Source organism: Pseudomonas sp. NPDC078416, from assembly GCF_050268485.1.
Taxonomy (GTDB): domain Bacteria; phylum Pseudomonadota; class Gammaproteobacteria; order Pseudomonadales; family Pseudomonadaceae; genus Aquipseudomonas.
In genome coordinates, this window is record NZ_JBNNGV010000005.1 from 1 (window position 1) to 18,084 (window position 18,084).

Annotated in this window: 16 protein-coding genes; 6 read left to right on the plus strand and 10 right to left on the minus strand. The window is 58.9% G+C overall.

What is annotated here, in order from left to right; genetic code table 11:
• Positions 1 to 202: 202 nt before the first annotated feature.
• Positions 203 to 469: a DUF2282 domain-containing protein gene (locus ACQKEN_RS07825; RefSeq protein WP_427685102.1), complete on the plus strand. Its 267-nt coding sequence runs from the start codon at positions 203 to 205 to the stop codon at positions 467 to 469.
• Positions 470 to 564: 95 nt separating this feature from the next.
• On the opposite strand, the gene ACQKEN_RS07830 is transcribed toward ACQKEN_RS07825, so the two are convergent.
• Positions 565 to 1,662 carry an NADH:flavin oxidoreductase gene (locus ACQKEN_RS07830; protein ID WP_427684874.1) on the minus strand — a complete coding sequence of 366 codons (1,098 nt, stop codon included), beginning with the start codon at positions 1,660 to 1,662 and terminating at the stop codon, positions 565 to 567.
• A 128-nt stretch (positions 1,663 to 1,790) separates the two neighbouring features.
• On the opposite strand from ACQKEN_RS07830, the gene ACQKEN_RS07835 reads away from it, so the two are divergent.
• The gene (locus ACQKEN_RS07835) at positions 1,791 to 2,669 is read left to right on the plus strand and encodes a LysR family transcriptional regulator (RefSeq protein ID WP_427684876.1); all 879 of its coding nucleotides are present in this window, start codon (positions 1,791 to 1,793) and stop codon (positions 2,667 to 2,669) included.
• Between the two features lie 139 nt (positions 2,670 to 2,808).
• The gene (locus ACQKEN_RS07840) at positions 2,809 to 3,318 is read left to right on the plus strand and encodes a YkgB family protein (protein ID WP_427684878.1); all 510 of its coding nucleotides are present in this window, start codon (positions 2,809 to 2,811) and stop codon (positions 3,316 to 3,318) included.
• Positions 3,319 to 3,361: 43 nt separating this feature from the next.
• Here ACQKEN_RS07840 and ACQKEN_RS07845 read toward each other — a convergent pair whose 3' ends face one another.
• The gene (locus ACQKEN_RS07845) at positions 3,362 to 4,207 is read right to left on the minus strand and encodes an AraC family transcriptional regulator (RefSeq protein WP_427684880.1); all 846 of its coding nucleotides are present in this window, start codon (positions 4,205 to 4,207) and stop codon (positions 3,362 to 3,364) included.
• Between the two features lie 476 nt (positions 4,208 to 4,683).
• Between ACQKEN_RS07845 and ACQKEN_RS07850 the strand changes: the two genes are divergently transcribed.
• From ACQKEN_RS07850 to ACQKEN_RS07860, 3 genes are all read left to right on the plus strand, one after another.
• Positions 4,684 to 5,535, plus strand: coding sequence for a phosphate/phosphite/phosphonate ABC transporter substrate-binding protein (locus tag ACQKEN_RS07850; protein WP_427684882.1), 852 nt, complete (start codon positions 4,684 to 4,686; stop codon positions 5,533 to 5,535).
• 31 nt (positions 5,536 to 5,566) lie between these two features.
• The gene (locus tag ACQKEN_RS07855) at positions 5,567 to 8,485 is read left to right on the plus strand and encodes a putative bifunctional diguanylate cyclase/phosphodiesterase (protein ID WP_427684884.1); all 2,919 of its coding nucleotides are present in this window, start codon (positions 5,567 to 5,569) and stop codon (positions 8,483 to 8,485) included.
• Between the two features lie 200 nt (positions 8,486 to 8,685).
• A complete protein-coding gene (locus ACQKEN_RS07860; protein WP_427684886.1) occupies positions 8,686 to 8,925 on the plus strand; it encodes a hypothetical protein in 240 nt (79 codons plus the stop codon).
• 21 nt (positions 8,926 to 8,946) lie between these two features.
• Here ACQKEN_RS07860 and ACQKEN_RS07865 read toward each other — a convergent pair whose 3' ends face one another.
• The 8 genes from ACQKEN_RS07865 to ACQKEN_RS07900 form a co-directional block, all read right to left on the minus strand.
• Positions 8,947 to 9,258, minus strand: a complete 312-nt coding sequence (locus ACQKEN_RS07865; RefSeq protein ID WP_427684887.1) for a hypothetical protein — start codon at positions 9,256 to 9,258, stop codon at positions 8,947 to 8,949.
• Positions 9,259 to 9,497: 239 nt separating this feature from the next.
• The gene (locus ACQKEN_RS07870) at positions 9,498 to 10,331 is read right to left on the minus strand and encodes a phosphodiesterase (RefSeq protein ID WP_427684889.1); all 834 of its coding nucleotides are present in this window, start codon (positions 10,329 to 10,331) and stop codon (positions 9,498 to 9,500) included.
• 22 nt (positions 10,332 to 10,353) lie between these two features.
• Positions 10,354 to 11,385, minus strand: coding sequence for an ABC transporter ATP-binding protein (locus tag ACQKEN_RS07875; protein ID WP_427684891.1), 1,032 nt, complete (start codon positions 11,383 to 11,385; stop codon positions 10,354 to 10,356).
• Positions 11,382 to 12,176 carry an ABC transporter permease gene (locus tag ACQKEN_RS07880; protein ID WP_427684893.1) on the minus strand — a complete coding sequence of 265 codons (795 nt, stop codon included), beginning with the start codon at positions 12,174 to 12,176 and terminating at the stop codon, positions 11,382 to 11,384. The genes ACQKEN_RS07875 and ACQKEN_RS07880 overlap by 4 nt, the downstream gene beginning before the upstream one ends.
• A complete protein-coding gene (locus tag ACQKEN_RS07885; RefSeq protein ID WP_427685103.1) occupies positions 12,173 to 13,030 on the minus strand; it encodes an ABC transporter permease in 858 nt (285 codons plus the stop codon). The genes ACQKEN_RS07880 and ACQKEN_RS07885 overlap by 4 nt, the downstream gene beginning before the upstream one ends.
• Positions 13,031 to 13,042: 12 nt before the next feature.
• Positions 13,043 to 14,047: an ABC transporter substrate-binding protein gene (locus ACQKEN_RS07890; protein ID WP_427684895.1), complete on the minus strand. Its 1,005-nt coding sequence runs from the start codon at positions 14,045 to 14,047 to the stop codon at positions 13,043 to 13,045.
• Positions 14,031 to 15,062, minus strand: a complete 1,032-nt coding sequence (locus ACQKEN_RS07895) for a substrate-binding domain-containing protein (protein ID WP_427684897.1) — start codon at positions 15,060 to 15,062, stop codon at positions 14,031 to 14,033. Before ACQKEN_RS07895 ends, ACQKEN_RS07890 begins: the two co-directional genes overlap by 17 nt.
• A gap of 261 nt (positions 15,063 to 15,323) precedes the next feature.
• Positions 15,324 to 17,906 (minus strand): M10 family metallopeptidase C-terminal domain-containing protein, encoded by a 2,583-nt coding sequence (locus ACQKEN_RS07900; protein WP_427684899.1) that lies wholly within the window; start codon positions 17,904 to 17,906, stop codon positions 15,324 to 15,326.
• Between the last annotated feature and the right edge of the window lie 178 nt (positions 17,907 to 18,084).

Below are 18,084 nucleotides of genomic sequence, written 5' to 3' on the forward strand. Positions count from 1 at the left end.
TTACGAGCGCGCACCGACTGAACGCACGGTGGGCAGTGAACTGAGAAACCCCGCGCGGCGCAAATTCTTTCACGATATTTCAAATATTTTTTTCGGTCGCTGTAACCGGTTGGCATTTGGCGACGAATTACTTCACGGATCGCAAGCAAAGCGAAAAATCGCTGAACTGTCGACGAACTACCCAGATCCTCGGAGAAAGACCATGAAAACTATGAATATTGCCGCTATCGCAATCGCCCTGTCTTCCGTTGCTGCCGGTTTCGTCATGGCGGCCGAAAAACCAGCAGCCATGGAGAAGTGCTACGGCGTTTCCATGGCGGGCAAGAACGATTGCAAAGCAGGCGCAGGCACCACGTGTGCTGGCACTTCGAAGACTGACTACCAGGCCAACTCGTGGAAAAACGTTCCGGCCGGTACGTGCACCTCGATCAAGACGCCAAACGGCCACGGTACCCTCGAAGCCATGTAACCCGCCACATCACGGGACACGTCAATCATGAAAACTTCCCCCCAATGCAGACATCACTGAATCCGTTTTTCCGGGATTTCAATAGTGACTAAAGCTTAAGCCAGCTCACTGTCTTTGATGTTTGCGATAGGCCCTAGCAGTGAGAAGTCAAACTCCTTCAAAGGCTGCCCCATCAAGAGACGGTTCGGGTAATCAGGATTAGCCAGCGCTCCTTTACCCAGCGCAACGATGTCAGCGCCGTCATTGAGAACTTGCTCGGCATGCTGAGGGTTCTCCAGCCCGCCATTGGCGACGATGGCGACCCCTGGAGCATAACGACGAGCCAGGCTGACGAGGCTGGGGCCGCTCTCGCTGAAGGCAGGCTCCCACGCTTTGTGTTCTGTGACATGAATGTACTGGATACCTGCGTCTTCCAGCGATCCAAAAATGGTCTCGGCGGCGGCTTCGCCTTCAGCCCACTTGTGGGCGTAATCGTTGACCTTGCCCTGTGAGATTCGAACACCCACGCGAGCCTCCCCTACAACTGCTCTTACGGCCTTGATCACCTCCAGCGTGAGGGCAACGCGATTGCGTACGCTTGCGCCCCAGCGGTCTGTTCGCTGGTTCGTATAGTCAGTGAGGAATTGATCGAGCAGATAGCCGTTGGCACCATGAATTTCAACACCATCGAACCCTGCGTTTGCGACTGCCAGTCTCGCGGCATTGGCGAACCCTTCAATCGCATCGGCGATGTCTTCATCGGTCATCACCCTTGGCACGGCGTATTGGCCCTCGCCATAGTAGAACTTCATCTGCTCACCAACAGGACGTATGGCAGAAGGGCCGACGGTCTCGCTCAGGAAACGGTTTCCCTGACTCAAGGCTCCTGCGTGCATGAGTTGCGCGATGATCAGGCCTTGATGACGATGTACCCGATTGGTGACGGCTCGCCAGGCCAAGGCTTGTTCAGCATCAGTGATTCCAGGTTGAAACCGATAGCCTTGAGCGAATTTCTGGTCGGTGTAAATCCCTTCAGTGATCACCAGCCCAAAACCGCCTTTGGCGAAGCGTTCGTAGTATCGTCCCATCGCCTCCGAGGCACTGCCATGTTCAGTTGCGCTGACGCGAGTCATCGGTGCAACAGCGAGCCGGTTCTTCAGCTTCAGGTCGCCGATGTCGAAAGTGTCCAGGATCTTCTTGCTGGGCGTGTTCATTTGATTAAACCCTCGTTGGCCAGAGATTCATTTTCCAGGGCCTTATGGTGGGTGACGATATCCCTGATCCGGTGAAGGTATAAGACGGCCAGGGAGATAAGGCGGCGTAACGCTAAGAGATATAATCGATGCAGATTCAGGATGTTGAAGTGTTCGCTGCCGTGGCAACCGCCAGCAGCCTGTCAGGGGCGGCGAGACGACTTGGGCTGTCAGCCATGACTGTGTCCCGACGACTTGCCTCTCTGGAAAAGGAATTAGGGGTGCGGCTTGTTCACAGAACGACCCGCTCTGCGTCCCTCACGCCCGAGGGAGAGGTACTGTTACCGTTCGCCAGAAGCATGCTGGAGGCTGACGAGGCAGCGCGGGCCACATTGAAAGCCAATGCAGGGGCGGCCAGCGGCCTACTGAGAGTCACCGCTCCCACCGTGTTCGGCCAGGAAATGATCATGCCGGTGATTCCCCGGCTGCTCGCAGAAAACCCGGCGCTGCAGGTTGACCTGACACTCTCCGATCGCATCGTAGACATCGTGGGCCTGGGTATCGACGTGGCTATCCGCATCGCGACACTCAGCGATTCCGGGTTGGTCGCCCGCGCGCTTGCTCCGAACCCACGGGGCATCTGCGCAAGTCCTGAATATCTCGCCAGGCAGGGTACGCCTACCTACCTTGAAGACCTTAAGCATCATCAATGCATTGGCCTGCATGGCATGACGTATTGGCCATTCGTCTATCAGGGAGAAGAGGTCACCATCCGTGCCGAGGCATCGTTCTCGGCCAATAGTGTCGAGTCCGTCAGAGCGGCCAGCAAATTGGGACTGGGTCTGGCCATGCTGACTTACTGGGACGTGCGCAGCGCGCTCGCGGAGGGCAGTCTGGTTCTCGTCGAGCTGGAAGATGTGGTGCCTGAGCAACTTTCCATAACGGCCGTGCTTCCTACTCGTCAGTACGTACCCAACCGGGTGCGCGTACTTCTTGAACATCTTGAACGGGCTCTTAAGTCTGGATGACTCAAGACGATCTGCACCGAATGCAATACGTTCAAACCCCACGAGCGTGCCAGCAAAGGCAACACTGTTTCTACTCCCGGCGCACACCGCGCAGGGCTGCTAGTCAGCGTTCCTCATCACACTTCTGGAAGCATTGATCATGAAAACCTACAGTATCGAGAATCACGAAACCAACAACGCACAAACCCCTTCAACGCCTGGGTTCAAGATCATGGCGCTTGGTATCCATGGGGCCTATTTTGCGCTCGCCGTCATTTACTTCTGGTTCGGCGCAATGAAGTTCACGCACTACGAAGCGGTCGGGCTGGTTCCGCTGGTCAGTAACAGCCCGTTTCTGGGCTGGGTGTATGGCATTTTCAGCGTCGACACCTTCTCCAGTCTGCTTGGCGTTCTGGAAGTGTCCATCGGTGCACTCATTGCGGGCCGCTTGCTGTCGCCCAAGCTGTCATTGATAGGGGGTGCGCTGTCTGCCGGGCTGTTTTTCACCACCTTGAGCTTCATGTTCTCCACCCCCGGCGTGATCGAACCCGGCCTTGGCTTCCCCGCTATTTCAGTCGCGCCAGGCCAGTTTCTACTCAAAGATATCGGCCTGCTTGCCGCCTCGGTTTTCGTGGCCGGCCATTCGCTGATGGCGCTGGAACGCCGATGAGCCGATGATTGCCCCCGGGATGGCCTGAAGCGGTTCGTTGCTGTCAGGTCGTCGCCCCATCCTTTACGCTCGCCACGCCGTTGATCCAGTCCCGAGGACTGTAGCCAGTCTTGCGACGAAACGCGCGGGCAAGTGCAGACGGACTTTCATAACCGACCTCGGCAGCAATCAGAGTGATGGACCGGCCTTCACGAAGACGCTTCTGCGCCAGGCTGATACGCCAGCTCAATAGATAATCGGCGGGCGTCTGCCCGATGGTTGCGCGGAAGTGCACTGCGTAGGCCGCGCGGGACATGTTCGATTCACTCGCCAGCCCCGCAATTGACCAAGCCAGATGAGGTGCGTTGTGAATCTGCAAAAGAGAGCGCGACAACCTCGGATCGGCCAGACCCGCCATGATCCCGGTATGCAACTGGTGGTGATCAAGCAGATGTCGAAACAGCAGGATGACCAGCAATTCGAACAACCGCTCCAGCGCCGCCTCCCTGCCGCAATGCGAGCCCGCTGCCTCGCTGAACATCCATTTCAGCGTATCGGCCAGCATGGGTAATTCATCCAGGGGCAGCACCAGGCAATCGGGTAATGAAGCCGACAGCGGATTAACGACCCCACCCTCAAACTCCATTGATGCACACAACAACCGAGCGCCCTCGGACTCACCGGCAAACAGTTGATGCCGACTTGGACGCGGCATAAAAATCAGGCTGGGCCGGATCAGCAGCAAGTCCTTGCGATCGGGTCCGAGCAAAGTAACACTGCCAGCCTCCAGCAGGTGGATATAGCCAGATCCTTCTGCGCCGTCATAAGAAGACAGACCGCACAGCTTGCCGCTGTAAAACAGGTTCGCACGCACGCCGAACTGCGATAACAAGGTAGACAGGCGATCCATGGGCAATCCGTTGGCAGGTGATACAGGTTCGAATCATAACACCCGAGTGATGCGCCCTATTGTGGCGCCGGTCACTCAGCGTTTTTGCGACGCAGGTGCCGTTCAACCACTGGTACAGGCTGAGCAGCAATGTCGATCACGTTGCTCCGGAAAGTGAGCGACAGCTTTGAGTCGGCTCCAGCGGCCGCCCTCCCCCAGCGAACCGATACACCCGCATGCGCAAACCCGCTCCAGGCCAGCGATGAAGCCTTCGTAGCCACCTTCCGCGCGGGCACTTCCAACCGAGGACACGCTAACCGCCTTCGCTAATGGGTCAGTGATTAATTGCGACTTAGTGGATCCAATGAAGTTAACTATTTATTTATGCAACCGGTGCTTCAGATCCCCGCTCTTCAGCCGATTAAATTAGATTGCCGAGTTTAATCTGGCTTTAATCGCCTTTGGGTGAGAAGTCAGTCACCATCTGGAGTGAACACGTGACGTTACGCCTAACCTGCAAAGCCATTATTATTGCGCTGTCTTTTGGGCTATCAACTGTGGCGGTCTCTGAAGACCTTAAAGTCTACAACTTTTCGCCTGTCAATCAATACAACCTTAATCTCTCAGCCAGTTTCTGGAATCCGATCATACGGTATGTGTCCGAAAAAAGCGGGGTGAACCTTACGCTTAAATTAGGCCGTACCTCCTCCGACACAACCAGTTATGTGCTCGCACAAGAAGTTGATTTTGCTTTCACCAATCATCTCTTTAGCCCAGAGCGCGACAAAATGGGCTGGAAGGTATTTGGTCGCCGTGATGCGCCTCCCCTCGAAGGACAAATCGTAGTGCCTGTGGATTCGCCCATCCATAGCCTTTCTGAACTGGAAGGCAAAGAGGTCGTGTACCCGGGGCCCGAAGCGTTCATTGCTTACAAAGTCACCAGCGCGGAATTGGTAAAGCAAGGGATCCATACGTCTACGGTATTTGCAGGCAACATGGACGGCGCCTTCAGCCAGCTGCTGAGTGGCAAGGCCCAGGCGATGGGGGTGAACTCACAGCTGGTCAGCGGCTACACGGAGAGAGAAGGTAAGTCGTTCCGCGTATTGTGGAATTCGTCCTCGTTCAATGATTTAGCTCTCATGGCCTCCCCTCGTATTTCACAAAAAGAACTGGATGCGGTAGCCAACGCATTTTTTAACATGCAGTACGATAAAGACGGCAGCAAGATTCTTCATGAGGCGACCGAGTTGGTCCATGCACCCGCCCCGATTACTTTTATTCCTGCGACGGCAGCGGATTACGCTTCCTATCGTGATTTTTACAGCAGTTTGCCGGCAAACCTTAAGTAAATAATCTGACATTTAGCTGAAGAGGCTATTAATGACTTTCTTTAAAAGCCTGCAGCCCAAATCACTGACGTCGCAAATATTAGGGATGCTGTCTATTCTGATCGTGGTGTTCCTTACGACCGGACTGGGTCTCTTTTATAAAACTCAGCTTCTTCAGCATATCGAGGAAATACAAGACACCGCCAACATGCTCATAGAGGTGGCCGCGCAAGCCGTGGAGGAAAGTGTCGTCATAGGCGATTACGACACCATCAAAAGAACCCTCGAAAAGACCCTGGCTCGCTCGCCATTCCAGTCAGCCATGTTTATTGACCTGTCGGGTGGCGTCATTCGCCTGCAGGCACCCAGTGCGCCGGTTGGCAGGGCCCCCGCGTGGATAGAGTCCGAGGTCGCTGCACGATTGTTCGATGTCAACCGCCCGATCACGATCGGTGGCAAAGATTATGGCGTGATGCGCCTGTCATTCAACGCCGAGAAAATAGCCACCGAACTTTGTAATCTGGTGGTGCAAGCGACGGTACTGGCAGTGCTTTTTTTGCTCACAAGCCTGCTGTTGATGGGATGGGTGATCAAGCGTTCGCTTGCCCAGCTGGACAAGCTTCACTCCTATGAAGCGGAAATCGCTTCCGGCGCAGTGGCAGCAGAAGCCATGTTGGTCGCGGATGCTCCCGTCGAAATACAGGAGGCCATAAAAGCGGTAAACCGCACGGCAGCCAACATGCGCAATCACTTTGGTCAGCGCATCGAATCGTTGATGAACACCCTGATGCAGCATAAAAACGCTTTGGATGAAGTTTCAATCGTTTGCGAATGTTCGCCCTCCGGTCGCATCACCTATGTCAACGAACGATTCGTGACAAGCTCGCAACGTACGCGCGCCGAGCTTTTAGAGTTGACGATCGATCAAGTCTGGAACGGCATGTCTTCAGCCACTCAGCCGTGGCAGTGGGCACCTGGACGTGAAGTGTGGAACGGTGAGGTCAGGCTTGCAGGTCGTGCCGGTACCGAGAAATGGCATCAACGCACCATCATCCCTATTCTCGATGACAGGGGCGGCGTTGAAAAATATATCTGCATCGACATCGATATCACGGATCGAAAAGAGTTTGAGGTGGCGATTCTGGATAACGCCAGAAGGCAACACCTGATCGCCTTGTTTGGCCAGCAGGCACTGACACAGGAAAACGTCAGCGCCCTGGGTGAACGGGCCGCATTGACGGCGGCGCAAGGGTTGAACATGAGCAAGGCCGCTTTATTGGTCGTTGATCGGGTGAGTCACGGAGTCATCCTCAACGCTGAGACTGGCTTGACCAACATGGATATCCGTAATGGCTACTCGAATGAATGCTTGAGCGGTATGGGTTATTCTGTCGGGCTTAACATTATTTCCGATACGCCGGATGCGACGTGCAAATTGCTTTCGGTCGACACAGTCGAAGCTGAGCGCATTAGAAGTCATGTAGAGGTTGATATACCTTGCGGGGATGCCCTGAAGGGTGTGCTCGGGGTTTATGCCACTACGGGGCACTCCTTTACACGTGAAGATGTCAGCTACCTCCAGACGCTGGCAAACCTGTTGGCCGCTGCGATTGAACGGGATGACGCAAAGAAAAGGCTCACCTCTCTGGCCGAAAATGATTCGCTTACACAGCTGCCTAATCGCTGGTTTCTCAATAATTACCTGCACGCTGCAATCAGCCGCACGGCATACGCGCCCTCTGCAATAAGCGTCATGTTCATCGATCTGGACAGATTCAAAACCGTGAACGACACCATGGGGCATTCCGTGGGGGATGAATTGCTCATCCAGGCGAGCCGGCGCTTGGAAGAATACATCGGTGACGACAGTCTGGTTGCGCGGCTGGGGGGCGATGAATTTTCGGTTGTGGTCACACAGCCTGTTTATTCGGCGAGCTCCATCAAATCGCTTGCGACCCATATTGTCGACGCTTTGGCAAAACCCTTTAATCTTCGTGGCCAGGATATATTCGTTTCAGCGAGCGTTGGCATCGCCAATTACCCTTTTGACGGGGATGACGCTGGGGTCATCCTCAAGCATGCTGATACCGCGATGTACCATGCAAAAAAGAGCGGTCGTAATAATTTCAAGTTTTATACCACCGAGATGAATGAAAGTGCCGTCAAGCGCTTGCAAACTGAAACGCTATTGCGGGGCGCGCTGGGTCGCGACGAGTTCATTCTGCATTTTCAGCCCAAGGTCAGCCTCGCCGATGGCAGTATCAGTGGTTTGGAGGCTTTACTGAGGTGGAATCATCCAGAGCTCGGCCTTGTTTCTCCCGCCGATTTTATCCCCATGCTTGAAGACACCGGCCTGATCATCCCTGTGGGTGAATGGGTTATCCGGAAAGTCTGTGAAACCCTGAAAAGCTGGGAAGATAACCATCTGGCAGTGGTACCGATCGCCATCAACCTTTCAGCCAGGCAGCTTCAGGTAAAGGGCCTGGCTAAAATCGTCAAGCAGATCCTGGAAGAATACGGTATTAACCCTGCGCTTTTAGAGTTGGAACTCACTGAATCCGTGCTGATGATTGAGCCCGAGTCGGCGGTTGAAATACTTCGAGAGATAAAGTCATACGGCATAGGTCTTTCCGTGGATGACTTCGGGACGGGTTATTCCAGCCTGGCCTACTTGAAGCGATTCCCTATCGACACACTCAAAATCGACAGGATGTTCATTAAAGATATAACAAGCAATCATGAAGACGCTGCGATTACCCGAGCGGTAATCGTATTGGCGCACGAGTTGGATCTAAACGTCATTGCGGAAGGTGTCGAAACATTCGAGCAACTGGAGCTGCTGGTCAAACATGGCTGCGATCACATTCAGGGTTATCTTTTCAGTAAACCCGTCACGCGTGATGCATGTGCTGCCATGATTAAATCTTCACGCACTCTGGCTCTAAAATGTTCTAAACCTGATTTCGCCTGAATCCGTATCTTCAGCAGTTGCACGGGCAGCCAGAACGGGCAGCGCCGCTTGAATCCAGGTGAATGCTTGCCCGGGCCTTCCCCATCAGAACCGTCGCAGCCTTTGGCGAACGCCATCAGGGTCGCGACACAGGCCGGTTATTGGCACACTGTGCAGCATTCGCCTGAACACACATTGCCCAACCTCTATCCGGACGTCACATGACACCCAACGCAGAACTCTATAACCCTTCCACCGAATACGCCGACAAGCTGATTTCGCGGATTGGACAAACACCTTCGTGGATCGCGAAGCGCATTGGCGTCACGGACAAGCGCATCCGCTACATCCTGGACGGCGAAAGAACCGTCAAAGGCGAAACAACGCCCATTCAGATGACCTACACCGAGCAGTTCGCCATTGAGTGCCTTGTCCAGGAGGCCATTGCCCTCAAGAGGTAAACATTGCGGGCTGCCGCGAGGTTACAAGCCTTCCAGCAGCCCGTCGGCGCGAAGCAGATCAACGATCACGTGCTCTTCCACCGCATACACACCCCGCGAAGCCTTCCAGACCAGGTTCTTTTCCTGCAAGGCAATGAGGGTTTGTTGCACGCCGGGCACCTCAACCTTGATGTCGCTTTCTACGATCCCCGCCTGCTTCAGCGCTGCGGCATACAACGCCAGGGTGGGCGCCTCGAAGGGGGCGTAGCTGTCGCCCATGCTGCCCATGACGCGAATCACGGCGGACTGGATCGGGGTGAGGCTGTGGATCACCGTCTTGAGGTTCGCGTTCAATTCATCCGCCTGTGCCCGAACAAGCTCGGCAAACCGCTCACGTACGCTCTCAGGGTCTATGAAAAGGTCGAAGCGGATGGCAGTCGTTGTCTTTGTCGAGCCTGCGTTTATAAGCAATTATAGAGCGACTATAGATGACGTCATTTTCATCACGCCCCCTCCCCCCGATGGCGCCCGCAAAACCCCCTTCGTCAGTCCCGAACTGGAGCTTTAAGGCATCATCCGAGACCGGGTGCGGCTTAGTCGATCAACCCCTGCGCGTCATAAAACGGATACGGCCCCGGGTAATCACCGAACACGCCGTTGTGGGTGACAAGCCCCTGCTCCGCTTCCCAGCGATGCAGCAGGTAGCCCGCCGGCTCAAGGTTGAAATGCGCCGGGGCGTCCTCGCGCAGGTCTAGCACGATCTGGTGCGAGGTGCCCGGGCAGGTGCAGCTGATGCTGCCGGCAAAGCGCCGTTGCATCGCCCGATGCAAGTGGCCGCACAGAACACGTTCCACTTGCGGGTGACGGGCGATCACCTGCTCCAGCGCCGCGCCGTTGATGAACCCTTCGCGTTCCATGTGGCCGATCCCGGTGACAAACGGCGGGTGGTGCATGATCAACAGCGTCGGCACGTTCGGGCGGCGACCAAGCACGTCATCCAGCCAAGCCATCTGACTGTCCAGCACTTGCCCGCCGTGGGCACCAGGGATCGTCGAATCCAGTCCGATCAGGCGCACCGGGTGCTCCTCGACGACCCAATCCAGGGGTGACTTGGGACAGAGCGGCAGGTAAACGTGATCGGCGAATTCGGCCAGCAGGTGCTCGCGGACGTCGTGATTACCGGGCACAAGGTAGTACGGCATGGTCAGGCGCGCCAGCTCGGGGTGCAGGACGGCGTATTCATCCGGCCGACCGAAATCCACCAGATCGCCGCTGATCACCACGATGTCCGGGCGCGGCGTGCTGGCATTCAGATGATCAACCGCTCGACGCAACGCGCCGAGGGTGTCGACCACGCCGTAGGTCAGCTTGTTGCCGGCTTTGAGGTGCAGATCGCTGATCTGCGCGATGACAAACGGGACGTTCACATTCAACTCACTTACACAATGATTACGGGTGCAGGGCGAACAACGCCTGCGGCTCAACGGCCAGGGCGATCAGATCACCCGGGGCATGAATGACGTTGTCGGCGCTGTCGACCAGCAAGGGTTGCACCGCGCCGACCTCGATCAGCAAGCGGCTCTGCGCGCCTTGGAAGAACTGACCCAGCAAACGCCCGTGCAGGTGCCCTTCGCCCTTCACCACCCGCAGGTGCTCGGGCCGGCAATAGACGGTGGACGGCTCACCCGCCCCACTCCACGGCAGTTCGCCGCCGCTGACTTTCAGTCCGTTGACGGTGCGGGCTGCCACCGAGAAGGCGTTGAGATTGCCAACGAAACCGGCCACAAAAGGGTTGGCAGGCTGCTGATAGATTTCACGCGGGGTGCCGAGCTGGGCAATGCGCCCTTGCTGCATGACCAGGATCCGGTCGCCGAGGGCCATGGCTTCGCCCTGATCGTGGGTGACGAACACCGAGGTGATGCCAAGGCCGCGCAGCAGCTGATCGAGTTCGCTGCGCAGGCGTTCACGCAGCTGCGCGTCCAATGCCGCGAGGGGTTCATCGAGCAACAGGACTTTCGGCCGTGGCGCCAGGGCGCGGGCCAGTGCCACCCGCTGACGCTGCCCGCCGGACAGCTCGTGAATGCCGCGTTTGGCGTGTTCCTGCAGGCCGACCAGTTCCAGCAGTTCGGCGCAGCGCTTGTTGCGCTCGGCGACGGCCATGCCGCGCACCTTCAGGCCATACACGATGTTGCCTTCCACCGAGAGGTTGGGAAACAGCGCGTAATTCTGAAAGACCATGCCAACATCGCGGCGCTCGATCGGCAGACGGGTGACGTCCTGATCGCCGAAAAATACTTGGCCAACGTCCGGCCGCTCCAGCCCGGCGATCATCCGCAGGGTGGTGGTTTTACCGCAGCCGGACGGGCCAAGAATCGCCAGGGTCTCCCCCGCCTCGATGGTCAGGTTGAGGTCGTGAACGGCGACAGTGCCGTCGGCGAAGGCCTTGCGGCAACCGATCAGGCGCAGCGTGGTTCCAGTCATCTTTGCTCTCCACGGGAAAGGCGCGTACTGATGGCCTGCAACGCCACCAGCAGCGGCACGATCATCAGCAGAAATATGAGGGTGTAGGCGCTGGCCACTTCCAGCCGCGCCGAGGCGTAACTGTCGGCCAGACCGACCGGCAGGGTTTTGGTCATGGGCGTGTGCAGCATCCACGTCAGGTTGAATTCGCCCAGGGACAACGTCACCACCATCAGCACGCCGGCGAGAATTCCCGCGCGGCAGTTGGGCACCACGACGCTGAAAAACCGTCGAAACGGCCCGGCACCGAGACTGGCCGCCGCTTCCTCCAGCGTCGGCAGGTGTTGACGCTGCATCACGGCCATCACCGGCCGCACCAGAAACGGCAGGGTGAACAGCACATGGCCGACGAGAATGAACAACCAACTGCTGCGAAAGCTGCCGAACTGGCCATAAGTCAGCAGCAGGGCCAGGGCGCTGGCGAGGCCGGGCATGGCGACCGGCAAGACCATCAATTCCTCGAAGGCGCGACTGAAGCGGTTGTTCATCCGCACCAGCGCGTATGCCGCCGGGACACCAATCACGCAGACACACACCGCGCAGGCCAGGGCCAGTTGCAGGGACAACCAGACGGTCGGCGAGTAGGCCTGCCAGACTTGCGTGATCCAGTCGAAGGTCAAGCCGCTGGACACGCCCTGAAAGTAGTTGCGGGTCAGGCCGGCCAGCAGCGACATCAGCATCGGGACCAACATGAAGGCGCAGACCAGCAGCGTGAACAGCAACTGCACAATGAACAGCGATGAGCGCTTCACAGGACCGTCCCCGATTGCTTGACCATGCGCCGCGCGAGCAGCAACACCGCCCAGGTCAGCGCGCCCAATACCACCGACAGCGCTGCGGCGACGGTGAAGTTGGCGTAATTGGTGAACACGTTGTAGATCGCCACAGGGGTGACGTTCAGCTGGGTGCCGAGGGTGAACGCCGTGCCGAACGCGCCCATGGACGTGGCGAAACAGATCGCGCCGCAGGACACCAGCGCTGGGGCCAGCCCTGGAATGATCACATCACACACCACCCGCCAGTGCCCGGCGCCGAGGGAATGCGCGGCCTCTTCCAGGCTGCGGTCGAGGCTTTCGCAGGCGGCCATAATCGTGAGGATCACTCGCGGAATCGAGAAATACAGGTAGCCGAGGAACAGGCCCGCCAGGGAATAGGCGAACACCCAGCGCTCACCGGCCAGTTTCAGGCCGAGCATGGCGAACAGACCCTGCCGCCCTGCCAGCAGAATCACCAGAAAGCCCACCACCACGCCAGGAAACGCGAGTGGAAAGGTTAGCAGCGCCACCAGTGTGGTACGTCCAAAAAAACGCTGACGGGCGAGAAACACCCCGGTGATGCCGCCGACCAACAGCGCGGCGAGGGTCACCACGGCGGCGAGCACACAGGTTTGCGCCAGACTGCCCAGGTACTGCGGGCTGCTGAGCACTTGCCAGTAGCCGCTGCCGGCGCCGTCCCGCTGCTGGCCGCCGAGCAAGATGAGGTGCGCCAGCGGCAATAGCCAGAACGCTGCCAGCACTGCCGCCGCGGGTGCCAGCGCCCAGGCCGCCGTCGGACGCAGACGCCCTATCAGTGACCCGCGCGCGCCGGCATCCTGCGCCTTCAACACCGTGCTGCTCACTTACTTGACCTCGCTCAGATAACGCGCGGCGAAAGCTTCCTGCACGTCAGCCATGTGCTGGTAATCCACCACGCCGGCGCGGGCGTAATCGCTGTCTGGCAGAAACTGCGCCGCCACGTCAGCCGGCATCTTCATGGCGCGCACCGGGCGCAGATAGGCCTTGGCCCACAGCGCCTGGCCCTGCTCGGAAAGCACGAAATCCAGCACTTTTTCAGCGTTGGCCTGATGCGGGCCATTGGCCACCAGACTCATCACGTACGGCACGCTGATGCTGCCCTCTTTCGGGATGACGAAGGCGACGTTGGCCTTGTCCTTGTAGCGGGCGCGGTAGGCGTTGAAGTCGTAGTCCACAAGGATCGGCAATTCGCCAGACAGCACCCGCGCATAAGCGGTTTGCTTGGGCACGATCGGGGAGTTTTTCGCCAGTTTCTGGAAGTAGTCGATGGCCGGCGCGAAGTTATCCAGGGTGCCGCCCATGGCCTGGTTGATCGCCACGGCCGAGACGTAGCCAACGAACGCGCTGGACGGATCGAGGTAACCGACCATGCCTTTGTATTCCGGCTTGAGCAGATCAGCCCAGCTCTGCGGGACCGGCAAGCCACCCAGTGCATCGACGTTGACCATGATGCCGAGGGTGCCGGAGTGAATCGCGAACCAGTGGCCTTCGGGGTCTTTCAAGCCTGCGGGGATCTGCTCCCAGCCCTTGGGTTTGTAGGTGCCGACGACACCGGCTTTCTGCGCCTGCAAGCCGAAGGTCACGCCGTAATACACCACGTCCGCCACCGGAGCGGCTTTTTCCGCTACGAGCTGCGCCAGGGACTGGCCGGAGTTCTTGTTGTCCAGCGGCACTTGCACGCCGGTGCTGTCGGCAATGGCCTTGAGCTGGGTGCCCCAGTCCGCCCATTCCGGCGGGCAGTTGTAGCAAATCGCGGTTTCGGCGGCCTGGGTCAGGCTGGCTACGCCACACAACACCAGGGCCGCCAGGGTTTTACTGAAGCGGATCATGGAGCGTCTCCTCGTAGGGTTGATTGTAGGGTTGAGTACTTTCGCCCGGCCGGATGTGGCACGGCAGGCAATGGGAAGTCGGGGCGGCGCCGGCAATCTGCGCCAGCAATTGATCGATGACGGTGGTTGCCAGCGCGGCGACGGGCTGGACCACGCTGCACAGGGTCGGGTGCATCTGAGTACCGATGGCAATGCCGTCGAAACCGATGATCGACAGCTGCTGCGGCACCGCCCATCCGTGGCGGCGCAGTTCGGCGATCAGGCTGATCGCCAGCAAATCGTTGGAGCAGACCAGCGCCGTGGGTGCATGAGGACCGTTTAACAGCGGCGCGAGGGCGCTGAAATCGGCCTGGGTGTGGCTGGGCATTTCGATGATGGGCATGGCGTTCAAGCGGTGTTCAGACATTGCGTCGCAATAACCGGCGTAGCGCTGCCGCGCTCTGTCGGACTGCAGGGTCGGTCCCGCCACCATGCCGATGCGTCGATGACCGGCGTCCAGCAGATAGCGTGTGGCGAGGGCCATACCGGCGCGGTTATCCACCGAGACGGCGCTGTATTCGGTGCTGCCGGGCTGGTGATAGGCGAGAACAAAGGGGGTGTCTTCGGTGCTGAGACTTTGCAGCACGCGATTGCTGTGGGCGTCGGTGACCGTCAGCACCAACCCGTCGACGCGCTGGCGCAGCAGCTCTTCAACCACCGCGCTTTCCCGCTCGGCGCTGTAATCGGTGGTCGCCAGCAACAGGTTGTAGCCTCGTAGCCGCGCAGCGCGCTCCATGGCTTGAAACTGTTCAGCGAACACCGGATTAAGCAGGCTCGGCACGACCACGCCAATGAGCTGGGTAGTTTGCAGGCGCAACTGACGACCGAGCAGATTGGGCCGAAAACCCAGCTCTCGCGCGGCGGCGAATACCTGGTCACGGGTCGTCGGGCGCACCACTTCGGGGGAGGCGAAACAGCGGGCAGCGGTCGCTCTGGAAACCCCGGCCACCCGGGCGACGTCTTTCAGGTCACTCATGATCACTCGCTTGAGATCGATCTCATTGGCGAGGACATTACGGTTTCAATGTGGCATTTCAGGGGCGAGGATGTGACAGGTTGAAGTCAGTGGGTGCAGTGGCAGTGACTGCGCACCCTTGCATGGGACTGGCGGCGGACTAATTGTGGGACCGGCTTTAGCCGGGAAGGCGTCAGCCGCCACCGCGCAGCTGAAGGTGCTCGGGCTGGCCTCTTCCCGGCTGAAGCCGGTCCCACTCATAAACAGCATGCATCCAGTGAATCAGGCGTCGGACAACACCACATGGTCCATCGGCGCTGCCACGCCCACGACCTTGATCTCGGCCGCATCGCCTGCCGCGCTGAAAGCGAAGTCATCGGCTTTCAGAGTGTGGCTGTAATCCCCCGCCAGGGTGACCTGGAATTTCTGGCCAGCGCTGTCCGCTTCGTTGCTGCGCACGTAGGTGCGATCGCTGTTGGCGTTGTAGCTGACCTGCAAGGTGCCGTCGCGACCGTTGCCCAGGCCGGTGAAACCCAACGCGGCAACATCCAGCGTGTCGTGGCCAGTGGTGAAATCAGTGATCAGATCCGCCGCGCCGACATAGCTGTCGCTGATGTGGTCGAAGCGGAACGTGTCCGCACCCGAACCGCCGGTGAGCTTGTCGCTGCCGGCACCGCCCACCAGTAAATCATCGCCGACGCTGCCGGCCAGCACGTCATTGCCCGCCATGCCGAACAAGGTGTCGTTGCCCCAGTCGCCATACAGCGTATCGGCGCCTGCGGTGCCAGTGGCGTTCACCGAGGTCAGCGGTTGGGAGGAATCAACACGGGTGTCGTCCGGGTTGGCGAACAGCACATTGCTGGCGGTCAGGTCATAAAGGTGATTGCCGTTGAGCAGGATTTCGAAGCGGTTGCCGTCGGCGTCCGGCTCCAGCGACTTCAGCGCGGTCTGGTCGCCGGCCAGGTTCAACACGACTTTTAGCGTGCCGTCATAACCGTTGCCCAGGCCCTTGAAATTCAGCGCGGTGAGGTCGAGGCGATCATGGCCGTTGCTGTTGAAATCCTTGATCAGATCGCGTTGCGCGTAACTGCCGCTGGCATCGTTGCGCAGGCTGTCGCTGATGCTGGTGTAGATGAAGGTGTCCGCGCCGGCCCCACCCGTCAGCGTGTCGCCACCGCTGCCGCCGACCAGCCGATCTGCGCCGCCGTCGCCTGACAACGTATCGCGCCCGGCACCGCCGAGCAGCACGTCATCCGCAGCGGTGCCCAGCAGCTTGTCGTCACTGGCCGTGCCGGTAATCGACGAAAAGAAATTCGCCGCGCTCAGCGTACTCACGTGATTGCCGTCCAGCGCCAGTTGAAAACGGTTGCCGGCGGCATCGGCGTCCAGGCTGGAGAGATAAGTGATGTCGGTGCCAGCGTTATACGTCGCCTTCAGCGTGCCGTTGTGGCCATTGCCCAGGCCGGACAATCCCAGCAAGGTCATGTCGAGGCGGTCGCTGGCGTCGTCGAAGTCGGTGATACGGTCGGTATAAGAAGTGGTCGCCGTGCGATAGCTGTCGCTGACCGAGGTGAAACGAAACACGTCGCTGCCGGTGCCACCGCTGAGGCGGTCCGCGCCTGCGCCGCCATGAATGACGTCGTCACCGGCGCCGCCATCGATGCGATCGCGCCCTGCTCCGCCACTGATAAGTTCGTCCGAGCGGCTGCCGATCAGCGTGTCGGCGCCGGCACTGCCGCGCACGATCAGCACATCGCTGTTGTTGTAGACCTGGCTGTCGTTGCCCGCCGCGCTGATGTCGCCCGAATGAGTGCCGTTGATGACGTTGCCGAAGATCACACTGCCCTCGACGCTCGCCGCGTCCGACGGCACCTCGGCCACGCCAAAGGTGGATCCGGCGCTGCCAGTGATCAGGTTGTCGTAAACGAAATTCTGCGTGCCGTTTTCGCTGCCCAGGTTGCGGATAGCCACTTCCGGCACGTCGTTGCTCTGCGCATTGGAGTGAATGACGTTGTTGGACACTTCGATGTGGGTCGTGCCTTGCAGATTGACACCCGAGCCGCCGTTGTCGTGGATGTCGAGGCGATACACGCCGCCGTATTCGATACCGCGCATGTGCACGCCGTCGCCGCCGTTGCCATAGACGTCGCCGCCAATGACGCTGAAAAAGCCGGTATCGACGCCGCTTTCTTCATGGACGTGAATGCCGTCGCCAGCGTTGCCGGAAGCGAGGCTGTCGGTCAGCGACATCGCCACGCCGCCCAGGCCGACATTGATGCCATTGCCGCCGTTGTCCAGCGCGCGGTTGTCCTGAAAGGTCAATGCGGGAAGCGACCCGCCCAGTACGAAACCGTCGGAAGCGTTGTCTGTGGCCGTGCTGTTGCGCACCGTCAAATGCACCGACGCGCCGGTGAGGTCGAAACCGCTGCCGCTGAAGTTCGTCGCCGTGACGCCGTCCATCAGCAAATTGGTACTGCTCGCCCCTGACTGAGACCAGCCACTGACCTGCCCGCCGCCGCTGACCTGATTGCCATCCAGCGAAAGGTTGCTGACGATTGCGTCTCGCACGGTGCTGCCTGCCACCACGCCCAACAGAGAGGCGGTATTCGACCCGGCACCCTCGGCCAGCTTGAGCACGCTGTCACCGGCGCCATCGCCGGTGAGGGTAACGTTGCTTTTGAGCGCCAGGGCGTTGCCCGAACCGTCGCTGTCCGCGACAAGCCAGGTGCCGCCAGGGATGTAAACCTTGCCCCCACCCGCAGCGCTTGCGGCATCAATTGCCTTTTGAATGGCGACGGTATCGTCAGTGACGGCGTCGCCCTTGGCGCCATAATTGCGGATATCGAAAGTGGGGGTGATGCTCATGCGCTGCTCCTGCCTGGAATACTGACGACCTGTGAACCCGTTGTCGCAACCGGTTCGGCGAACAGCTTGGACCGGCAGAGTTCCTGATTGTTAGTACCGGTTCAGAGGCTTTCGTCGGATGAGCATCTCGGGGTTTCATGGCATCTTTCAGTCAGCCCTCCAGTCGCGGCAAGAAACG

Bases quoted from the DNA above. Each gene is read 5' to 3' on its own strand.
- ACQKEN_RS07840 (WP_427684878.1), top strand. From the start codon at position 2,809: ATGAAAACCTACAGTATCGAGAATCACGAAACCAACAACGCACAAACC.
- ACQKEN_RS07860 (WP_427684886.1), top strand. From the start codon at position 8,686: ATGACACCCAACGCAGAACTCTATAACCCTTCCACCGAATACGCCGAC.
- ACQKEN_RS07835 (WP_427684876.1), top strand. From the start codon at position 1,791: ATGCAGATTCAGGATGTTGAAGTGTTCGCTGCCGTGGCAACCGCCAGC.
- ACQKEN_RS07825 (WP_427685102.1), top strand. From the start codon at position 203: ATGAAAACTATGAATATTGCCGCTATCGCAATCGCCCTGTCTTCCGTT.
- ACQKEN_RS07895 (WP_427684897.1), bottom strand. From the start codon at position 15,062: ATGAGTGACCTGAAAGACGTCGCCCGGGTGGCCGGGGTTTCCAGAGCG.
- ACQKEN_RS07900 (WP_427684899.1), bottom strand. From the start codon at position 17,906: ATGAGCATCACCCCCACTTTCGATATCCGCAATTATGGCGCCAAGGGC.
- ACQKEN_RS07845 (WP_427684880.1), bottom strand. From the start codon at position 4,207: ATGGATCGCCTGTCTACCTTGTTATCGCAGTTCGGCGTGCGTGCGAAC.
- ACQKEN_RS07875 (WP_427684891.1), bottom strand. From the start codon at position 11,385: ATGACTGGAACCACGCTGCGCCTGATCGGTTGCCGCAAGGCCTTCGCC.
- ACQKEN_RS07855 (WP_427684884.1), top strand. From the start codon at position 5,567: ATGACTTTCTTTAAAAGCCTGCAGCCCAAATCACTGACGTCGCAAATA.
- ACQKEN_RS07890 (WP_427684895.1), bottom strand. From the start codon at position 14,047: ATGATCCGCTTCAGTAAAACCCTGGCGGCCCTGGTGTTGTGTGGCGTA.
- ACQKEN_RS07830 (WP_427684874.1), bottom strand. From the start codon at position 1,662: ATGAACACGCCCAGCAAGAAGATCCTGGACACTTTCGACATCGGCGAC.